The organism is Nostoc sp. (assembly GCF_036917355.1).
Lineage (GTDB): Bacteria > Cyanobacteriota > Cyanobacteriia > Cyanobacteriales > Nostocaceae > Nostoc.
Window position 1 is genome coordinate 134,345 of record NZ_JBALDP010000034.1, and the last position, 18,044, is coordinate 152,388.

At 38.8% G+C, this 18,044-nt stretch carries 15 protein-coding genes; 10 read left to right on the forward strand and 5 right to left on the reverse strand.

Going from position 1 to position 18,044, the window contains the following annotated elements; genetic code table 11:
• The first annotated feature begins 635 nt into the window (after positions 1-635).
• Positions 636-3,569, forward strand: coding sequence for a hypothetical protein (locus V7K53_RS10210; protein ID WP_335197393.1), 2,934 nt, complete (start codon positions 636-638; stop codon positions 3,567-3,569).
• Positions 3,570-3,790: 221 nt separating this feature from the next.
• On the opposite strand, the gene V7K53_RS10215 is transcribed toward V7K53_RS10210, so the two are convergent.
• Both V7K53_RS10215 and V7K53_RS10220 read right to left on the reverse strand, forming a co-directional pair.
• A complete protein-coding gene (locus V7K53_RS10215; RefSeq protein ID WP_335197394.1) occupies positions 3,791-4,234 on the reverse strand; it encodes a hypothetical protein in 444 nt (147 codons plus the stop codon).
• A gap of 642 nt (positions 4,235-4,876) precedes the next feature.
• The gene (locus V7K53_RS10220) at positions 4,877-5,293 is read right to left on the reverse strand and encodes a hypothetical protein (protein WP_335197395.1); all 417 of its coding nucleotides are present in this window, start codon (positions 5,291-5,293) and stop codon (positions 4,877-4,879) included.
• Positions 5,294-5,705: 412 nt separating this feature from the next.
• On the opposite strand from V7K53_RS10220, the gene V7K53_RS10225 reads away from it, so the two are divergent.
• From V7K53_RS10225 to V7K53_RS10235, 3 genes are all read left to right on the forward strand, one after another.
• Positions 5,706-5,846, forward strand: a complete 141-nt coding sequence (locus tag V7K53_RS10225; RefSeq protein ID WP_335197396.1) for a hypothetical protein — start codon at positions 5,706-5,708, stop codon at positions 5,844-5,846.
• Between the two features lie 283 nt (positions 5,847-6,129).
• Positions 6,130-8,301 (forward strand): polyphosphate kinase 1, encoded by a 2,172-nt coding sequence (gene ppk1 / locus V7K53_RS10230; RefSeq protein ID WP_335197397.1) that lies wholly within the window; start codon positions 6,130-6,132, stop codon positions 8,299-8,301.
• Between the two features lie 310 nt (positions 8,302-8,611).
• On the forward strand, positions 8,612-9,028 hold the full coding sequence (locus V7K53_RS10235; RefSeq protein ID WP_322669733.1) for a response regulator: 417 nt from the start codon (positions 8,612-8,614) through the stop codon (positions 9,026-9,028).
• A gap of 130 nt (positions 9,029-9,158) precedes the next feature.
• Here the strand turns inward: V7K53_RS10235 and V7K53_RS10240 are convergent, their stop codons facing one another.
• A complete protein-coding gene (locus V7K53_RS10240; RefSeq protein WP_094348556.1) occupies positions 9,159-9,332 on the reverse strand; it encodes a hypothetical protein in 174 nt (57 codons plus the stop codon).
• Between the two features lie 408 nt (positions 9,333-9,740).
• Between V7K53_RS10240 and V7K53_RS10245 the strand changes: the two genes are divergently transcribed.
• Complete coding sequence (locus tag V7K53_RS10245) at positions 9,741-10,310, forward strand: DUF2854 domain-containing protein (protein ID WP_335197398.1); 570 nt, start codon at positions 9,741-9,743, stop codon at positions 10,308-10,310.
• A gap of 33 nt (positions 10,311-10,343) precedes the next feature.
• Here V7K53_RS10245 and V7K53_RS10250 read toward each other — a convergent pair whose 3' ends face one another.
• Entirely contained in the window at positions 10,344-10,604 is a 261-nt protein-coding gene (locus V7K53_RS10250) for a chlororespiratory reduction protein 7 (RefSeq protein ID WP_335197399.1), read from the reverse strand.
• Positions 10,605-11,237: 633 nt separating this feature from the next.
• Here V7K53_RS10250 and V7K53_RS10255 point away from each other — a divergent pair.
• Positions 11,238-12,263: a PleD family two-component system response regulator gene (locus V7K53_RS10255; RefSeq protein WP_334836965.1), complete on the forward strand. Its 1,026-nt coding sequence runs from the start codon at positions 11,238-11,240 to the stop codon at positions 12,261-12,263.
• Between the two features lie 24 nt (positions 12,264-12,287).
• On the opposite strand, the gene V7K53_RS10260 is transcribed toward V7K53_RS10255, so the two are convergent.
• Positions 12,288-13,493, reverse strand: a complete 1,206-nt coding sequence (locus tag V7K53_RS10260) for a histidine kinase (protein ID WP_335197400.1) — start codon at positions 13,491-13,493, stop codon at positions 12,288-12,290.
• Between the two features lie 593 nt (positions 13,494-14,086).
• On the opposite strand from V7K53_RS10260, the gene V7K53_RS10265 reads away from it, so the two are divergent.
• The 4 genes from V7K53_RS10265 (at position 14,087) to V7K53_RS34025 (ending at position 18,010) form a co-directional block, all read left to right on the forward strand.
• Positions 14,087-14,278 (forward strand): hypothetical protein, encoded by a 192-nt coding sequence (locus V7K53_RS10265; RefSeq protein ID WP_335197401.1) that lies wholly within the window; start codon positions 14,087-14,089, stop codon positions 14,276-14,278.
• A gap of 765 nt (positions 14,279-15,043) precedes the next feature.
• Entirely contained in the window at positions 15,044-16,438 is a 1,395-nt protein-coding gene (locus tag V7K53_RS10270) for an S-layer homology domain-containing protein (RefSeq protein WP_335197402.1), read from the forward strand.
• A 318-nt stretch (positions 16,439-16,756) separates the two neighbouring features.
• The gene (locus tag V7K53_RS10275) at positions 16,757-17,785 is read left to right on the forward strand and encodes an SGNH/GDSL hydrolase family protein (protein ID WP_335197403.1); all 1,029 of its coding nucleotides are present in this window, start codon (positions 16,757-16,759) and stop codon (positions 17,783-17,785) included.
• A gap of 54 nt (positions 17,786-17,839) precedes the next feature.
• Positions 17,840-18,010 (forward strand): hypothetical protein, encoded by a 171-nt coding sequence (locus tag V7K53_RS34025; protein WP_442940479.1) that lies wholly within the window; start codon positions 17,840-17,842, stop codon positions 18,008-18,010.
• Positions 18,011-18,044 lie beyond the last annotated feature (34 nt).

Genomic DNA, 18,044 nt, shown 5'->3' on the forward strand with positions numbered 1-18,044 from the left:
AAGTTTAGGACTGATATTATTTACTGTGCACGATTAGATTAACCATTCTAGGTCGATGCGATCTTCTTCTACTGTGTCGGAATTCTCAGGAAAACTGGCTTTTACATTAATGCAAAATTTATCTGCATCAGCATCGATGCACAGGGGCTGATTGTAAGATATCGCTCTAGTATTTCCACTACATGACTAAGGTATTCTCTATTCGCTCAATCAATGTACTGCGGATACATAAATAAACTCTACTAGAAAGGAGCAAGTGTATCAAATTGGCAGACGAGAGAGAGTATCCTAAAGTATATTTTTTAATCCATTTTTGAAGTTAATAGGCTTTAATTACGTATTTATACGGCTAAATCATCGCTTGATTTTTGATCTGTGGTGATTTTGCTGAGGTTGAATTTTTGCTCAAGAATTACACTCTTGTTGCAGTAAATCTGCTTAATCCTATTTTATTCTTTGCGCCAGGATAAGAAATCAAACTTTTTTGACTATCTATATTTACTGAAATACTGTTGAATACATCGAAGCAAATAAATCAATAATCACTTCAAAGACCAAGTATTAAATAATGGTTAATTTTCGATATTAGCCAATGCTCAATAGTTTGAATCGCCAAAAATTTTATTCTGAAAACATTGAAAAATCCAAATCGAAAAGGTATCAATATCTCCCTAATGAGATTCAAAAAAAATGTAAAAATTCTTGGAATTTGTTTATTGTATTCAACAATACTATACAAAATTGTATTTATTAAATTACCTGCGATCGCTCTAAGCATAAACAGGCAAAACAATATTGATTTAATCGCTAATCATAACAAATCATTAACCAATTCCGATCGAAAAACAAATAACTTACCAAGCCAAGAATTGTTAAAACAGGCTTTAAGAAAGTCTAACTCTAACCTAGAGAAACCAAAACGGTTACGCCAATTCACCATTGCTGACGTTATCCCAATTGAAGAATACAAAGACAAACCTCCTAAGCTACCTGAAGAAGATGAAGAAAAGCCTCAGCCAAATACAATTCAACCATCAAATTCATCAAAACCATACACCCTCCAGCAACAAATACTAATAGAAAAACTACGTCGAACAAAAAAACAACAACAAGTAATCCAAAAGAAAATAATTATTGACGCTTTGACTGCAAGTTCCAATCGGTATTCTTGGATTGTTAATCCTACAGATAACCTGACTTTTAAACCTCAATTATTTAAACCAAATGAAGACGAAAATTATATAGATACAGATTTAAATATCAGATTTTCTGGAGACAATCAGTTTATTGATAAATTTACTTATGCTAAATTTCCCAAAGATGACCAGTTTTACTGGGTTCTCGATAATAATAGATTAGTAATTGAGACTAAAGGTACACAAGCAGGTATTCTTGCCCAAGGTAGAGCTTCTGAAACTTACATTACCCAAAATATGACATCAACCCAAGGATTTTGGGGATTGCAAAATATTACTACTTTACCTGTGAATTTTGATGAATTAGTTGGTGGAGCTAAAATTCAAGATTTTTCTATACTTTCTCTAGCAGGAGAACTAATTAACCCTGAAGGGATACCTGCTGGTAAAGTAATAATTAATAGTGGAATCAATCTTAACGATCCTAATGTCACAGTTTTGGCAAATACTACACCAATTATTGGAAGCGGTTCCACTTTTAGTAATGATGGTGGCGGCTCTTTATTTGATTTCTTAGATGCTACTAATACACCTAAAATTCTACAAGCTTTTCCTACTACTAATTTAAAGCCTTTACTAAATGGCGGAAGCGTTCAACTCAAGCTAGGCGAAATTATTCCCGATCGTGTTCTAGAGGCGACTGGTATTTTATGGGGAAATATCTTGACGGGTGAAGGTTTTGGTTTTACTGCTCCTGTCTCTTCATTACCCGGTGTTAAGATTGCCCAGATAGGCGAATTTGATAATTTTGATTTATTAAATATAGCAGTTAATCCTTACTTGACGCCACTTGAGAGAGACTTGTCTTATTTAAATTCTTTATCTTGGGTATCTTTCGGCAAAAGAGACCCCATATTTGAAACTTTATCTGAGACAAAAACAACTTCTAATTGGCACAGATTATATGTTAACTATCCTCATAACCGTACTATTGTTCAATATGATAAAGAAAAAATTAGTGCTAATTATTCTAATATTTTTTCTAGCCCAGGATTGTCTATTACAGCTAATTTAAGTGACTTTAGTATTGATAGTATACAAACAGCTAACTCGACTTTAGGATTAGCATTAGGCGGAATCTTTGAATATATTAAAATAGATAATATTAATGAAAGTTTAGCAGAAGCACGACAAAGCTTTAAAAACGGAGAAGGTTTTGTTGAATTAAATACAAAGTCTACACCAAATCAAAGAAGACAAATTAACAACAGACTAAATCGTACTTTAGCTTATTCTAATGCAACCAGCGATCTAGAACAAGTCTCTGGAAGTATGACACTTCAAAGTAAAATCACTCCCAATAATTCTAGTATTTTAGAACTGAGAACAGGAAATCATAAACGCACAGTCCAATTTTTACAAAGAGATGTTGAACTCTTAGATCCAGGCGATACATTCTTTTCTACCCTTAGACTTTCTAATGAAAGATTTGGCCCTCTGACTTTCATAGGAAATCAAATACCTTTGACTAATACTGATATTAATCCTATTAACGAATCTAGCGGTGCCGAAGTTATTTTGACTAACTCCCAAGGACGACAATTTGTACAACGATTTAATTCTGAAGATAACACTATAGTACCAATTCCAGTCCGCACATTTGATTTAGCATTCGATTATTTTGAACTCACCAGGGTCGATCGCATCGGTGTGAGTTTTAAAAGCTTTGATGGTTATCTATCTTTACCTTCAGTCGAATTATTAGCTGCGGGTTCTGCTGGAGATTTAAACTATAGCGCTAGCTTAGGAACTTGGTTTAATATAAATGCCAACTCAGCGCCTGGAGTTTCTAATAATAATTTAGGATTAGCAGAACCATCTGTGGGTATATATGCTAGTATTTTGGCTAACTATATTAAAACTCATGTCCAGTTAAACTCAAATAAAAAACCTGTAGCTGTCAACACTCACATACCATCATTAAAAATTGACTGGAATAGTGCATCAAATAACAATAATCCTTTTTCAACTGTATTCAGTTATTATTTTAATCATCAAGAAAAACATATAAGTTTTTCTTTAGCACCTGCAATAGCTTTTATTCAAGATAATAGCAATGGTGAGTTTTTAACCCTGTTTAGTGGTGAAGTTAGCACTAGTACGGGTTTAAATATTAATACGAACCTAGAGTTAGGGAAAAGCCTTTTTTATGAGTTAGAAGGTTTACAAAAAGTTGGTAGAAATTTATCTGTTGGTGCTTATATTAAAAATTATTTTACTAAAAATGTGGGTTTAAACACCCGATTATCTGGTCTAAACTATGGAGCTATTTTTAGATATAATTTTATAGATAACAATATTTTTATACAATCTAAAATTGGTACGGGAGAAAATGGGCTTGATATGCAAATTCAAGGTGGTTATCGATTTTAAATACAAAAAGAAATAGGCAAGCTGAAATTATAAATATTTACTCTGGATTATTTAATTAAACAATATAGATTTAATATGTAAAAACAATCAGTACAATCCAAGGAGGCTTCTTTCCCTTTATATTTTGGCTTTTTCCTACTGCCTTCTGCCCTTTACCTCTTGCCTAAGAATTATCAAATATCGTAGATGCAGCAATAATAAATTTAATATAGTTTTTGCAACTATTCTAAAGCCCCTAAGCCATTACTACTGTTGATTGTCTGAATTAAAGAGGCTGTATCGGGAATTAATGTTTGATTATTGACTGTTTCTAAAGTTTGGTTCAAAAACGAATTGTTATTATTTGTGATTATTTCACTGGCTGTGCCTACTGTCAGAGATAAAGAAGTTATGCTTTGATTAGTTGCTCCAATATTTGTCAAAGTAGGCGTTATTGTTAGAGTCGTATTTGTGCCGGGATTTAAAAAATTATTACTAACAGGTAAAGAGAGTTCACCGCTAACACTTTGATAAGCGCCGGAAGGCGAAACTATAGAAATAGCCCCACGTGCCACAGCTTCTTGTGCATATACTGGCACTGCAATAAAATTGCCTATACTGATAAAACCCAGCAAGCAAATGGTTCTTTTGATAGTTATAGGCAATTGACGAAACACGCTATACATAATTTATTCCTCATGCTTTTTTTGACTGGCATGAGCAATATAGCGGTAACTTTTCAGAAAATTTGATTGCTAGACTACCAAAATTTGGTATAAGAATTAACACTTAGTAAATAAAGGCAAAGTCCAATAGGCAAATAACAAGAGTAATTATTGTGTGATTGTCTTGTGCCTATTGCCTTCTAGCTTCCGTCTTTTGCCTTTTATATTTTACCTATTGGCTAATTTAAAAGATTTCGTAAAGTATCTATTTAAACAACATCAAAAGCCCGATTTCTGCAAGAAACCGGGTTTATATGGTAATATAGTAGATGAGTTTGGAAATACCGCCCCTCAACTACATTCAAGGGGCTGTATTTTTTTTCAATCTTTTACGTCTCAGTCACTCTCTACTTTATCCCCTGTCAAAACTATGGATATAAGTAAAGGAGAGTCAGTCAAAGAATTGATTCGCGTATTACCAAATACTTTGATGCAAATGCCCAGCATGGGGATAGTCGTAGACGTTTCTTCTCAACTGATGGCAAAATTTTCTCAAACAATACCCAAACAGAGGTTGAAAATCAATTCAAGAAGTGAAAGCATATAGACTAAAAGCCAATAGCTTTTAACACTATAGTGATTTTCTGTCAGTTAACAATCAGTCTATTCTAGACCGCCATTAACACTAGCTGCTCTGACAAGGGCTGCTAGGTCTTCAATTGATGTAGCAGTACCGGCATCAATCTTAGCTGCAATAGCTGCTTCGATTGTAGAACTAGGTGGTGATACCAGGTTTACAACTACACCTGGATCTATTGTTAAACTAGTTACAAGTTCGTCATTTCCACCCGCGGTACCGCTATATGCAGGTGTAACAAGTAACATTGGTCCGGTGAAATATGCAGAAGTGGGTGCAGTTAACTCAGCACTGACGCTGACAGAAGAACCTGATGGTCTAACAATTGTAACTGCACCACGAGCAGCAGCATCTCCTGCATTTGCAGGTGCTGCAAAGAAATTACCAACACCAACCAAACCTAATACACAAACGCTGCCTTTGAGAATTGCAGAAATTTTCATGATTAACAAACTCCCCGTGTTGTTTCTCTTTACGTTCTCAATATAACCATTGCCTGCAAAAAAAATCCCAGTAATAATACTGGAATTTCTAAAAATTACAGAGGTCATAAATTAAAAAAACTAATAGATGGAAGTATGAGTGTGAATCTGAATAAAAGCTTCAAAAACCTGATATAAATAGAGTTGTAGCAAGGCTTATGCCTAAGCAGTATCTGTATAAAAGTTGTGGCAATGATTACCAAACTTTTGATTTGGGAAAACCAAATCCATAAAGTACTGGAGGTAAGGCTTGAGACTGCTTTCAACACCACAATCCTATGTAAACACTGCTTAATAATTTATTAAAACTTGTCAGATATGGCAACGTTATATCTTTGCTAAATCTTAAGTGCATCTTTATGGTTAATATGCTGTGGGCAACGATTTGAATCCCAATGCGATCGCAGTTATTGTATGGATGCAATATTTTGAAAGGGCAGATAACTATACGCCAACACCATATTCCACAAAATTAAAAACGGCTATAAAATCTAGTTATAGTTTGGGTGGTTAGGGTGGTTATCTGGAAGATAACCAGGGCGATCGCGCGAAGCACCCAAAAATTTCTTAGGAATGTTGGCTTTCGTGCCTACACAAGTTAATTTTTGAGTCTTTGACTAAAGTTATTTAAATACAAATAGATTTTTGAAACTTATGATGTCTGTCCTTTCCCAGTAGCGAGGTAGATCGTAAGCACAGCAAAAAATTGTCTTAGTGTTACCCTCAAGCACCATTTAACCTACTATATTTATTGTCCCCCAGTTCAATGGGCTACATCTGCCTGGCGTTAGGTCATTATGGCAAAATCTAAGAAAAGCGCTACCCCCATCAATCTCAGCGATCCACAATATTATCTTAACCGAGAGTTAAGCTGGTTAGAATTTAATGCCAGGGTATTACATGAAGCCTGTGACGATCGCACCCCACTTCTGGAACGTCTTAAGTTTTTGGGAATATTTAACTCTAATTTAGATGAGTTTTTTATGGTGCGCGTTGCTGGCTTAAAGCAACAAGTAGAGGCAAAAGTTAGCCTGTTAACTCCTGATGGTCGCACACCACAACAACAGCTAGACGATATTAGGTCTACCCTCACTCCCCATGTTAACAAACAGCACCAACATTTTGAGGAAGTGCTTCGTCCTCTACTAGTAAATCATGGCATTCATATTCTGAATTACATAGATTTAAATCAAAAGCAGCGGACTCATCTAAACAGCTATTTTGAGGAACAAATCTTTCCAGTTTTGACTCCTCTGGCTGTCGATCCTAGTCATCCCTTTCCTTTTATTTCTAATCTCAGTTTAAATCTGGCTGTTGTCGTCAAGAACCCAGACACCGAAGAAGAATTTTTTGCCAGAATCAAAGTCCCTAGTGTTCTCCCACGATTTTTACCGATACCACCTGAGTTGGGAGATCAAAATAACGAAAAACCTGCCCACTGGACTGGAGTACCCTTAGAACAGGCGATCGCTCATAACTTGGAATCTTTATTTCCAGGGATGAACATTCAAGAATATCATCCGTTCCGCATAACCCGTGATGCCGATTTGGTCTTAGAAGAAGATGAAGCAGATGATTTGTTGTTAGCGATCGAACAGGAATTGCGAAAACGGCGTTTGGGTGGTAGTCCAGTCCGGCTAGAAATTCAATCCCAGACTCCGGAAATAGTGCGATCGCGATTATTGCAAGATTTGGAATTAACAGAAAGTGATGTTTACGAGGTAGATGGTCTTTTAGGACTGCGGGATTTAATGTACTTTATGTCCTTGCCATTGCCGGAACTCAAAGATCCACCACGCCAATCTGTTGTACCATTACGCCTGCAAAGGTTGAGAGAACCGAGTTTAGACCCAGATGCGCTGGAGACGGACGAAGGAAAAGACTTTTTTGCTGTAATTCGGGAAAAGGATTTACTAGTACACCATCCCTATCAATCCTTTTCGGCTACAGTAGTCCGCTTTATTACCCATGCTGCCTACGATGCGAATGTATTAGCCATCAAGATGACCCTTTACCGGACTTCTGGTGACTCGCCCATCGTCAACGCCTTAATTGCCGCTGCTGAAAATGGCAAGCAAGTATCTGTGCTGGTGGAATTAAAGGCGCGATTTGATGAGGAGAATAATATTTACTGGGCAAAACGACTAGAAAGAGTTGGAGTTCATGTCGTCTATGGTTTAGTCGGGCTAAAAACCCATAGTAAAACCGTCATGGTGGTACGGCGCGAAAAAGACCGAATACGTCGCTACGTGCATATTGGGACTGGTAACTATAACCCCAAAACAGCACGACTGTATACAGATTTGGGATTGTTTAGTTGCCGTGAAGAATTGGGTGCTGACATTACAGATTTATTTAATTTCTTAACCGGATATTCCCTGCAAAAATCTTATCGAGAGTTGCTGGTTGCGCCTGTGAATATGCGCGATCGCTTTTTGGCATTAATTCACCGCGAAATCGAAAATGTTCAAAATGGATTTTCTGGACGGATTGTAGCCAAAATGAATTCCCTAGTCGATCCAGAAATTATCTCCACTTTATATGAAGCTTCCCGCGCCGGAGTGCAAATCGACTTAATTGTTAGGGGTGTTTGTTGTTTACGCCCAGGAATCAAAGACATTAGTGAAAATATTCGCATCATCAGTATTGTCGGTCGCTTTTTAGAACACTCTCGGATTTATTATTTTCATAACAATACACAGGAGGAAATCTATATCGGCAGTGCTGACTGGATGCGTCGCAACTTAGATCGCCGAGTCGAAGTAATTACTCCAGTAAAAGACTCAGATATTGCTAAGGATTTGCAAGAAATTATGGGAATTATGCTCGCAGATAATCGCCAAGCTTGGGAATTACAAGCTGATGGTACTTACATTCAACGGCGTCCTTATGATGATTCTCCAGAAGCTAATTCACAAAAAATTCTCATGAACATGGCATTACGCTCAACTGGTGTAGTCCCAACCTGATGGATGAAAAATAAGTTACTTAATACCTTGACAACTAGATCAACTTAGTTTTTTTTCCAAAAATAAAATTTTTTGAGCAGTTGTCTAAGTTCTTTATCATCATAGGTTCACACAAGTTATACCAATTTGAAAAAAGAATGTAACAAATAGAACATCCTTGGTTGAAGACGCGATTCATCGCGTCTTCAACCAAGGATGTGTTGCAATCATTAATTGAATTGGTATTATTCAACCATAGGATAGAGTTAGTGCTGGCACTTATTCTCATAAACTGGAGAGGTTATTCTGAATAAATTTGTCTTTCCCCTCAATGTTAATGTTATCCTGCGAGCTCTCTACCTTGCGTGTTTTAGTAGTTGATGACCACGAACTGACTCGCTTAACCTTACAATTGGTTTTTTCTTGCCAGGAAAATATTCAAGTAGTAGGTTTAGCCAGTAATGGTGAAGAAGCTATAGAAATGGTTAAACGTTGCCATCCTGACGTAATTGTTCTAGATTTACAGATGCCAGTCATGGATGGCTGGAGTGCGTCTAGTCACATTAAAGCTATATCTCCAAACACCCAGATACTTGCTTACTCCTCAGTGGAAGACGTAAATTTTCACGGACAAAAGGCAATGTCTAGCTTTGATAACGTTTGCAAGAAAGATGTACCTACAAGCGAACTTATTGCCTTAGTTAGGCAGCTAGGTCAGCGTGCAGGAGATGGTTCAGTGGCAGGATAAATGATGCAGTGATTTATTGCTTCGCCAACTCAGGCTTAGTTCAATTCTGGGGATTTGAAGACATGATACTACTGAAGAACGTCGGTCTAGCCTGAAGTTGGGGTTAAACCGACGTAAATTTTGATAATTTCTACTCTACCGGAATGGTGCGTGTAAATTCATCAATTAGTTCATCCAGTTCTTCCAAAGCCTGATTTACGTCAATTCTCAAAGTTCCCAGGTTTGGTTGCTCCAGTAAGCTTAATAGGTAATCGCGTTTACTTTGAACTGCGACAATTCGTTCTTTTATAGTCTGTAAATCCATTATTTTTTTCCTATCTTTAACTACCTTTAAATTTAAAGTTAACTCAAAATCTAATATTCTGGAACACTATACGCCCTTAGTGGTCAACTTATACTCACTTGCCTTCCCTACGAGATGCTGCGCGAATGTAGACTAAGGAAAAATTGAGTGTTTGAAAATCACAAAGACAAATGTGGGTAAAGTCTCGTTTAAACGAAGCCAGTGCTTTAGGCGACAATGCCTGACTTGTTCGTTCTTAGTGTTCCCTCGCGGCTCTTGAGCAACTGGCGTGCGGTTTTTAAATGCCTGAATAGGCAATTTAGGGTTAGTTGAATACTAGCACTTGGGTACGATGTTCTTTCCTAATTTGTTGCTTATAGCCGATGATAATAAAACTAAGGTATTCAAACTTTATACTAATTTAAGCTCATGCTACGCCAAATCTCTTTAGGAACACTCGGTCTAACTATCGGTGGCATATTAACAATCATTGGCTTCGTCGCCTATGCTGATAATAATGCCACACTCAATCTTGTCGGATTTTTTTACGGGATTCCTCTATTATTGGGAGGGCTGGCACTAAAAGCTAATGAACTTAAGCCAGTACCATTTACCCAAACTACGTCACCATCAGCATTGATACTGCGCCAGCAGCAAGCAACTGATACGCAAAATAAAATTCGCAAAGACATCACCCGATATTGCTACGGTCAAGATGCTCATCTAGATACAACACTTTCTTTTCTAGGTTTGAGTCCCAATGACCAGGAACGTCCAACAGTCACAGGGTTACGAGAAACAGAAGTTCATGGAAGTTATGCCCTAATTTTAGAATTTAATTCACCGCTAATACCAATTGATGTGTGGCAAAAAAAGCATGAAAAAATGACCAATTATTTTGGTCCTGGATTGGAAATTCAAATAACCCAGCCATCTGAAAATACAATTGAGCTAGCGCTCATCAATATTCAAAAAGAATCACTAGTCAGTAGTCAATAGTCAAGAGCAAAATCTTAAGCATTTACCAAAAAGTTACTTTTCTAAACGAACTGCGTACCACTGTAAATATTTCCCAGGCCCAATATCTAATTCGCAACTAGTGTCAATTAAATATTGGGCTTGAGTTTCAACAGTATCAAATTTTTGCAAATCAGGTGGCAAATCTTGAATTATGAGTTGTTGAAGAGTTGTTTTGAGCTTTTCTAATAACTCTGATGGGGTCATAAATTGTTCTGGTTGATTTGTTTCGAGAACAACAAAATTATCCTGCTGATACATTAATGAGTCTGGCATTTTAAAGATTTAGCGAATGTCAATAGGTTTGGATGGTTTCTGGAATAACTTTTGCTTGTTTGTTTAGTCAACTTGAGTTTTGAACAGTTTGTGGCTAGAACGAAATGGTTATGAACTAACTTGAAAATAAAGTTTTATCTCAATCTTATGTAATTATACTAAACCTCAGCAAGCCTTGTCGGATAGACTAAATAAATTTCAGTCAGGTGATATTAGTATTTAGTATTAGCTATTTTCTGAGGATACTTTGGTAATTGCTTTTCCTTGTTTCACTGTTTTTATAAACTAACTATATAACTAAATAATTAGGGTGTGTATTTGTAATTCTCAAAAAAATCGTAATTTGACTTTAACAATAGGGAAATATAAAAGTAACATTTTCTACCCTAACCATCGCTGAACAAGAAGGCAATTGCTGCCTTCTTGTTCCAATTACAGATTGTCTATGCAACTTATTTATCTACCGCTTGCTTGGCCCAACAACATTGGGCAGTCCATTGTCAAAAAACAGTTGATTGTGAAGCCAGACACGCCTTTGCCGCAAATCCTGGCATTGATGAAAATAGCGATCGCCCCCATGCGATTGAGTTGCACAGCCTTTTTCAGGATAGTCCCGCAAGTGGAAGGCAACTCATGTCAGGCATAAGCCCATTTACTGTTTCTAAGCAACCACCACTGATTCTAGTGGCTGATGATGACAAGACCATCCGGGTATTGTTGCGTAAAGCAATGGAACAAGAAGGTTATCGAGTGGTCGAGGTTAATGATGGTAAGCAATGTTTAGATGCTTACGAGACTATCAAACCGGATATAGTTTTGCTAGATGCTGTAATGCCTGTGATGGATGGCTTTACCTGCTGTAAGAACTTGCTCCAGATTGCCAGGAATAATTTAATTTCAGCCCTTGCTACCTTTGATACTGACTCAACTCTTAACAATACAGTCATCTCCAAGATATGGGAGCGCACTCCCATCTTGATGATCACTTGCTTGGACGATGAGGAATCTGTAAACCGTGCTTTTGAAGCGGGAGCGACTGATTATGTCACTAAGCCAATTCACTGGCCTGTATTACGCCAGCGGTTGCGCCGACTGCTACAGCAAGCACAAGTATACAAACAGTTAGAGGCGGCAAACGAAGCTTTGCATCACCTTGCCAATGTAGATGGCTTAACTGAGTTGGCTAATCGTCGCCGCTTTGACGATTATCTCAATACTCAATGGATTAATCTCGCACAAGAGGGATTTCCCCTGTCAATGATTTTGTGTGATATCGACTTTTTTAAATTTTATAATGATAAATATGGCCATCCGGCAGGGGATGTCTGTTTACAAAAGGTGGGTGCTGTCTTAAGCCTTAAGGCACAAAAACATCAGGATTTAGTAGCGCGTTATGGTGGCGAAGAATTTGCTGTAATTATGCCATACACTCCTGCATCTGGCGCACTTCACGTTGCCGCCGCAATTCAAGCGGGAATCAAAGATTTGCAAATTGTTCATGACGGTTCTGCGGTGAGTCAGCACGTCACTCTCAGTATGGGCGTGGCAACTGTTGTCCCGACTTGGGAATCTTCACCTTCAGAGTTGATCGTGCTGGCAGATAAAGCACTCTACCAAGCAAAGGCCGGGGGACGCGATCGCTTTGTCTCAAGTTCTTAATTGTCATTTGTCAATACCCATTATCTAAGAAGGATAAACTGGCAGTGTGAAGTGAAACCATGCTCCGTTATTGGGGGCAGAGTCCACCCAAATTTGGCCATAATGTGCTAAGACAATACGTTGGCATAGACAAAGGCCAATGCCGTAACCTTCTGTACCTTCATCCCGTTGCAGGCGGAAGTGGTTTTCAAAGATACGATCGCGATTCTCTACAGGAATACCAGGCCCAGTATCGCCAATACTAAACTGAACTTTTTGGGTAGTGCGGTGCAATCCGGCGATGCTAATCTTGCCACCTTCTGGAGTGTATTTGATGGCATTATCCAACAGATTTACTAGCACTTGCCGGATGCGTTCTGGATCGGCATATACATAAGGTAAGTCATTGGGAATATCTGTTTCGACCTCTTGGGATTTTGCGGTGTAGCGATCGCACAATTCTTCTAATACATCTAAGCACAGTTTACCTAGTTGCACCTTTTGTGGTAAAATTGGAAACTCAGTATCTTTGCCGCGACCTACCTGCAAAAGGTCGGTAATCATCCGATCGATGATCTTAGTTTGATTACGGGCTTGTTTTAATAGATGCGCTGTCAAGGATGGTTTGAGGCGCTGAAATTGGCCTGTCTCTAAATTGTAGTTAGATTGGAGAGTTTCGATGGCGATCGCGGCAGCAGTTAGGGGATTACGGAGATCGTGTGCCAGCATCGCAATCACCCGATCTTTAAACTGTAGCTGCTCTTGGAGGTTATCTTTTTCTTGTTTTAAACGAAAAATTTCGTCTGAGAGTCGGATGAGTTCGGCAGAAACAGCAACTGAACGAATAGTGGATTTGGGTGATGTCACTTTAGCAGTATCGTCTATCCGTTCTTGTAAGTCTTCCTGTAATTTCAAATAGGCGTCTACAGCGGTTTGCCAGCGAGGCCACCAGTTTTTCAATTGCGCTATGATATTACTCCCAGCCAAAACCTGTCGTGGTTCCGGGTGAATTTTGATTAAAGCTGGCGTTGCTACCAATTTAAAGTGTTCTGCTAAGTAAGGTTGTTGACCAACATCAATAGTTTGAAGTTCAAAACTATACTCAGCCTGCAATTCTTTTAAGTAAGCACGTATTCGCTGCACCTGTTGGCGGGACTTGGGGCGTCCATCGACAAACAGTAACAGCTGGAGTGGAGCTTCAGAATAAATAGGCTGATCCTGGGAAACTTGCATGTAATCGTGTTTCAGCACTGGTAACAACCCGGTGACGCTTTACAGAAAGTAAAAAAGACTGACGGTTGTCAATGGTCGTTGTTTTTTCTTAATATCTATTTTAGATTTTCATACTCCTATCCGATCTGCGTTTTTGACATCAGACATATCTTATTCAGCCTTTTGCCCCCGTTTGGTTAACTTCATCTCCAAGAAACACCCAAGCCCCTTGAATATAAGTCTTAATTTGCCCTGAATCAAAAATTTTCGCCAGAGCCAGAGGTGAAAGGCTAATACTATGTCAAATCGGCTAGTGCAGCACCATGTCAATTTGAGCAAGCGATCGCCCAAGAAAACACAGATGCTAATTGTATCTAATCTATCAGGAAGCTGTTAACTGTTCAGACAAAGTTTGTAGAGGTTTTTTTCAACCGCCAGTGCATTTGATGAAGTGTCTTTTTTGCCTCAAGCCAATCATTAACTAGGATTGGGAAAAACAGCCATAGATAACTATGTACTACTTCTATAACTTGCGAAGCGCACCTTCCAGTCTTCCTAAAAGAACCACAGCCCTATCCCAGAATAACAGGGGATGGGTTGATTGAGGGAAAGTTTTAGATAACATAGAGGCGATGCCTACGGCGGTAAACTACGCACTTTTTGAGGAAGCACTCACTGCTTTTGAGACTGTCAATAAACCCTTGACTACAGTACAAGTAACACTTTCTCCAGAAAATCAATTTAGAAATACTAGGGAAACTGCTGCGACTCTTGACTGCTTTACCTATTTACCCCAGTCGCCAAGAATAACGAACTTACGCTAATTTCCTGGAATTGTTTGACACTGGCATTTTCCAGAGATTCCCTTACTCACCTTAGCATCGTCAGATGAGTAATTTCCAGAATCGATTGTTGGGCAGTATTAGTTAACTCGATCTATTACCCTCTTTGGGTGAGGCTAAGGCAGGCTTTATTCCTAGTCTATCACTTCAGTTGCTTGGCGTAGGCTTTGCCCACCGTAGGCATCGCATTACAACTAGTGCATCTGGAAGTAAATTCAAGCTTTTGCTAGCTAAACTGTTTTTTGACCATTTATCAATCAGTTATCTGCTCTACAACTTGATGTTTAGATAACTATCTGAAAAATTGGTTCACAATCAAGTATCGATCGGTTTGTAGTTGGTGCCTCTAGTCCTCATCTAAAGACTAAAGTCCTTACTACAAACTCCCAACTCATAAAACTCTTATTTAGCAAGGATTTCAGATTTATTTATGTTTTTTCTCAAAAATGTTAGTTTTTCAGAATTTTAGGGAACTCTATAAATAAGCATAGGAATTATCAAAACCTAATGGCTGTAAAACGAAGACAATACGGTAGCTTTTGCTACCGTTTACTCATTTTTAGAGATATCATCACTAACATAGACATTTAGGAAGAAGACGTAGTAAGTCGGTAATGTCTTTTGGTGATTATAGAGAGTCAGAGGAGAGTAGGGGAATAAAGGAGAATAACCATGTCCTATGCCCCATTCCCATTTAATGGACAGTCTGCGCTAGGGTAGGAATTGAAACTCAATCTGTGATTTCCTGTGCTTCCCTGTAAACGTCCAGCTGTATTTCTAATTTGGGCTGTTATACTCACTTCGTTAACAGCCTGTGCTAATAGTCCAGTCGCCAAAAACCTTGAGCAATCTTTGGCGGCAGATCCGAAACTGCAAAGCGATGGAGTCGTCTTTGGAGAATCCCCAGGTAATCAACCGCAAACACAGCAAAATGAATCAGCAGTTCAGTTACCATCTGATTTTCCTAAAGATATCCCCTTATATTCCAATGCCAAACTACAGAAAGTTACACCTGCTAGCGGCTCAGAAAACAAAATCTCAACTCGTTGGTTAAGTTCTGATCCCAGTAATTTTATTGCTAGTTTTTATCGCAGCCAGTTTCAAACAAATAACTGGCAGATTTTACAACAGCCAACAGATGATACAGGAGGCGCTTTTGAGGCACGTCGCAACGATTTGCTGTTGAAGGTTTCCATTCAGCCCAAATCAGTTACTAACGCCACACCTAATCAACCCCAAACAGCCACTGAATTACTGATTGATTACGTACCGAATAGCACTGCAACAGCACAACCTACTTCACCTACAAATCCTAACGAAACTGCTAACGCCGTTCCTCAACCGGGAAATTCACAGTTCATTGGCCCAATACCACCTACAAACTTGGCAGCACAGCCACCAAGCACAGCTAATAACCAAACAATCCCTACAACCACCCCTAAATCTCAGGTATTCAACGATCTGAACAAAGCACCACAAGAATGGCGGCAACACATCCAAGACTTGGCTGCATTAGGTGTTTTATCTATAGAAGCAAAGACAACTAAGAGCAATTCCACTACCACAACTAATCAGTTTGAACCCGGTAAAATCGTTACACATCGGGAATACGCCCGTTGGCTAATTGCTGCTAACAATGCTGTATACACCAACAATCCAGCTAAACAGATTCGTTTGGCATCAGAAAGTACTCAACCAGCTTTTAGTGATGTGTCAGCAAAAGACCCTGATTTCCCAGCAATTCAGGGATTAGCCGAAGCTGGGTTAATTCCCAGTCCTTTGTCTGGAGATTCTACAGTAGTTTTGTTTCGTCCTGATGCACCTCTAACGCGAGAACAGTTGCTGCTGTGGAAATTACCTCTAGATAGTCGCCAAGCTTTACCCTCTGCTAACTTAGATGCGGTCAAACAAACCTGGGGTTTCCAAGACGCAGCGAAAATTGACCCCAAGGCTTTAAGAGCAGTACTGGCTGATTACCAGAATGGCGAACAATCGAATATTCGGCGGGTGTTTGGTTATACGACTCTGTTTCAACCCAAAAAATCAGTAACTCGTGCTGAGGCTGCTACGGCTTTGTGGTATTTCGGTAGTCAGGGTGAGGGTGTTTCGGCTACTGAGGCTTTGAAATTAAAGCAAAGTTAAAGCTATATCTACGATGGTCTACCTGGTTTAGTTGCGGTTAGTCCAGCATCAGCATAAAAGTGGGCAATTCTGTCCTTTAGGATATAAATTTTGCTATTTCTTTGTAATACACCTATTTTTCATCAAGAAAATGTAAATCTAAGTGTTTTAAGCGTTTTTACCTGGGTTTCATAAATTTTTGAGGCATAGTTAAGTGAAACAACGTAAATTAACTCAATAGACGTACTTAATTTTGAAGTATCTCAAAAGAGTAAGTTGTTAGACTATCGCCCTTTCATTGCTTTTAAACAAATAAAAAAGACCACAGGTAAAACAAATATGAAAAAACAAGCTGTAGCAGCAGGATTTGTTCTATTTTCTTTCATGTTGCCGACCAAAGCTTCGGCTCTGAGTTTTGATCGGCTTTATGTATTTGGCGATAGTCTTTCTGATACAGGCAATATATATAATGCTACCGGGAAAACATTCCCTCTAAGCCCACCTTACTTTGAAGGACGTTTTTCCAATGGGCCGCTCTGGGTGGATTATCTCGGAGATCAGCTAGGGTTAAAGCCTACTTTATTCACTACTCTTCCTTCCACACCTGCTACCCAAGGGATAAACTTCGCTTTCGGTGGTGCTAGCTCTGGTTCAGGTAACGCTGTCGTTCCTAATCCAAATTTACCAGGAGTACTCCAACAAGTCCTTGGTTATGCTGGAACTCTGCAAGCAAATAATCAAACTGCTGACCCAAATGCACTTTATACATTGTGGGGAGGTGGGAATGATTTCCTTTTTCTTAACTCCGAAGACTCTACCACGCCAATCAGTAATATATCCCTGGCGTTGAATACTTTGGTAGGAGTCGGCGCGAAAAATATTTTGGTGTTTAACTTGTCAGATTTGGGAAAGATCCCAGCAGCTACAATTGACGATCGCAATCCTACAACCCTTAGTAAATCGACTAGTGAGTTTAACTTGGGTTTAGCAAAAACTGTGAGCGCTTTGAGTCAAAACCCAAATCTCAACATCATCCCTATTGATACTTTTTCTTTATTTAATCAGACCAGTGCATTAGATTTTACGAATGTAACCGAGTCTTGTCTATCTAGGCTAGATATATGCGATCCAGCTAACAACAAGTTTCTCTTCTGGGACGATTTCCACCCAACGACTGCTGCTCATAAGTTAGTAGCAGACGCTGCACTGGCGGCGATTGAGGCTAAGTCTGTTCCTGAACCTTCGATAAACTTGGGAATTTTAGCCCTTAGTGCTTTTGGTGCGCTAGGAGTGCTAAAGCGTCAACAAAAAAGGTCAGGAGGTCGGGTTATTAATGCACAATTTTCTCATATAATAGTTAAAAACTAAACTAATTAGATGTGAGATTGCGATCGCTTATTGGAGATAATTGAAGAATTAGCCATGCACCATTCTCCGAGTGGTGCAGAAGCTGAGATTAACCAGTTTTTGATGCAAGGACTTGCGGCGCTGGATGTAGAAGTCTGGTGCGTAATACCAATTCACGAAAAGTATGATACAGATAAATTAGGAGTAAATATGAGCGGGCGGAAATGGTTGGAGTCACTAAAGTAGAAATATTTGAGTCAGTGCAAGAGTTACATGAACT

Bases quoted from the DNA above. Each gene is read 5' to 3' on its own strand.
- V7K53_RS10255 (WP_334836965.1), top strand. From the start codon at position 11,238: ATGTCAGGCATAAGCCCATTTACTGTTTCTAAGCAACCACCACTGATT.
- V7K53_RS10235 (WP_322669733.1), top strand. From the start codon at position 8,612: ATGTTAATGTTATCCTGCGAGCTCTCTACCTTGCGTGTTTTAGTAGTT.
- V7K53_RS10240 (WP_094348556.1), bottom strand. From the start codon at position 9,332: ATGGATTTACAGACTATAAAAGAACGAATTGTCGCAGTTCAAAGTAAA.
- V7K53_RS10265 (WP_335197401.1), top strand. From the start codon at position 14,087: ATGCCTACGGCGGTAAACTACGCACTTTTTGAGGAAGCACTCACTGCT.
- V7K53_RS10245 (WP_335197398.1), top strand. From the start codon at position 9,741: ATGCTACGCCAAATCTCTTTAGGAACACTCGGTCTAACTATCGGTGGC.
- V7K53_RS10215 (WP_335197394.1), bottom strand. From the start codon at position 4,234: ATGTATAGCGTGTTTCGTCAATTGCCTATAACTATCAAAAGAACCATT.
- V7K53_RS10220 (WP_335197395.1), bottom strand. From the start codon at position 5,293: ATGAAAATTTCTGCAATTCTCAAAGGCAGCGTTTGTGTATTAGGTTTG.
- V7K53_RS34025 (WP_442940479.1), top strand. From the start codon at position 17,840: ATGCACCATTCTCCGAGTGGTGCAGAAGCTGAGATTAACCAGTTTTTG.
- ppk1 (WP_335197397.1), top strand. From the start codon at position 6,130: ATGGCAAAATCTAAGAAAAGCGCTACCCCCATCAATCTCAGCGATCCA.
- V7K53_RS10275 (WP_335197403.1), top strand. From the start codon at position 16,757: ATGAAAAAACAAGCTGTAGCAGCAGGATTTGTTCTATTTTCTTTCATG.
- V7K53_RS10250 (WP_335197399.1), bottom strand. From the start codon at position 10,604: ATGCCAGACTCATTAATGTATCAGCAGGATAATTTTGTTGTTCTCGAA.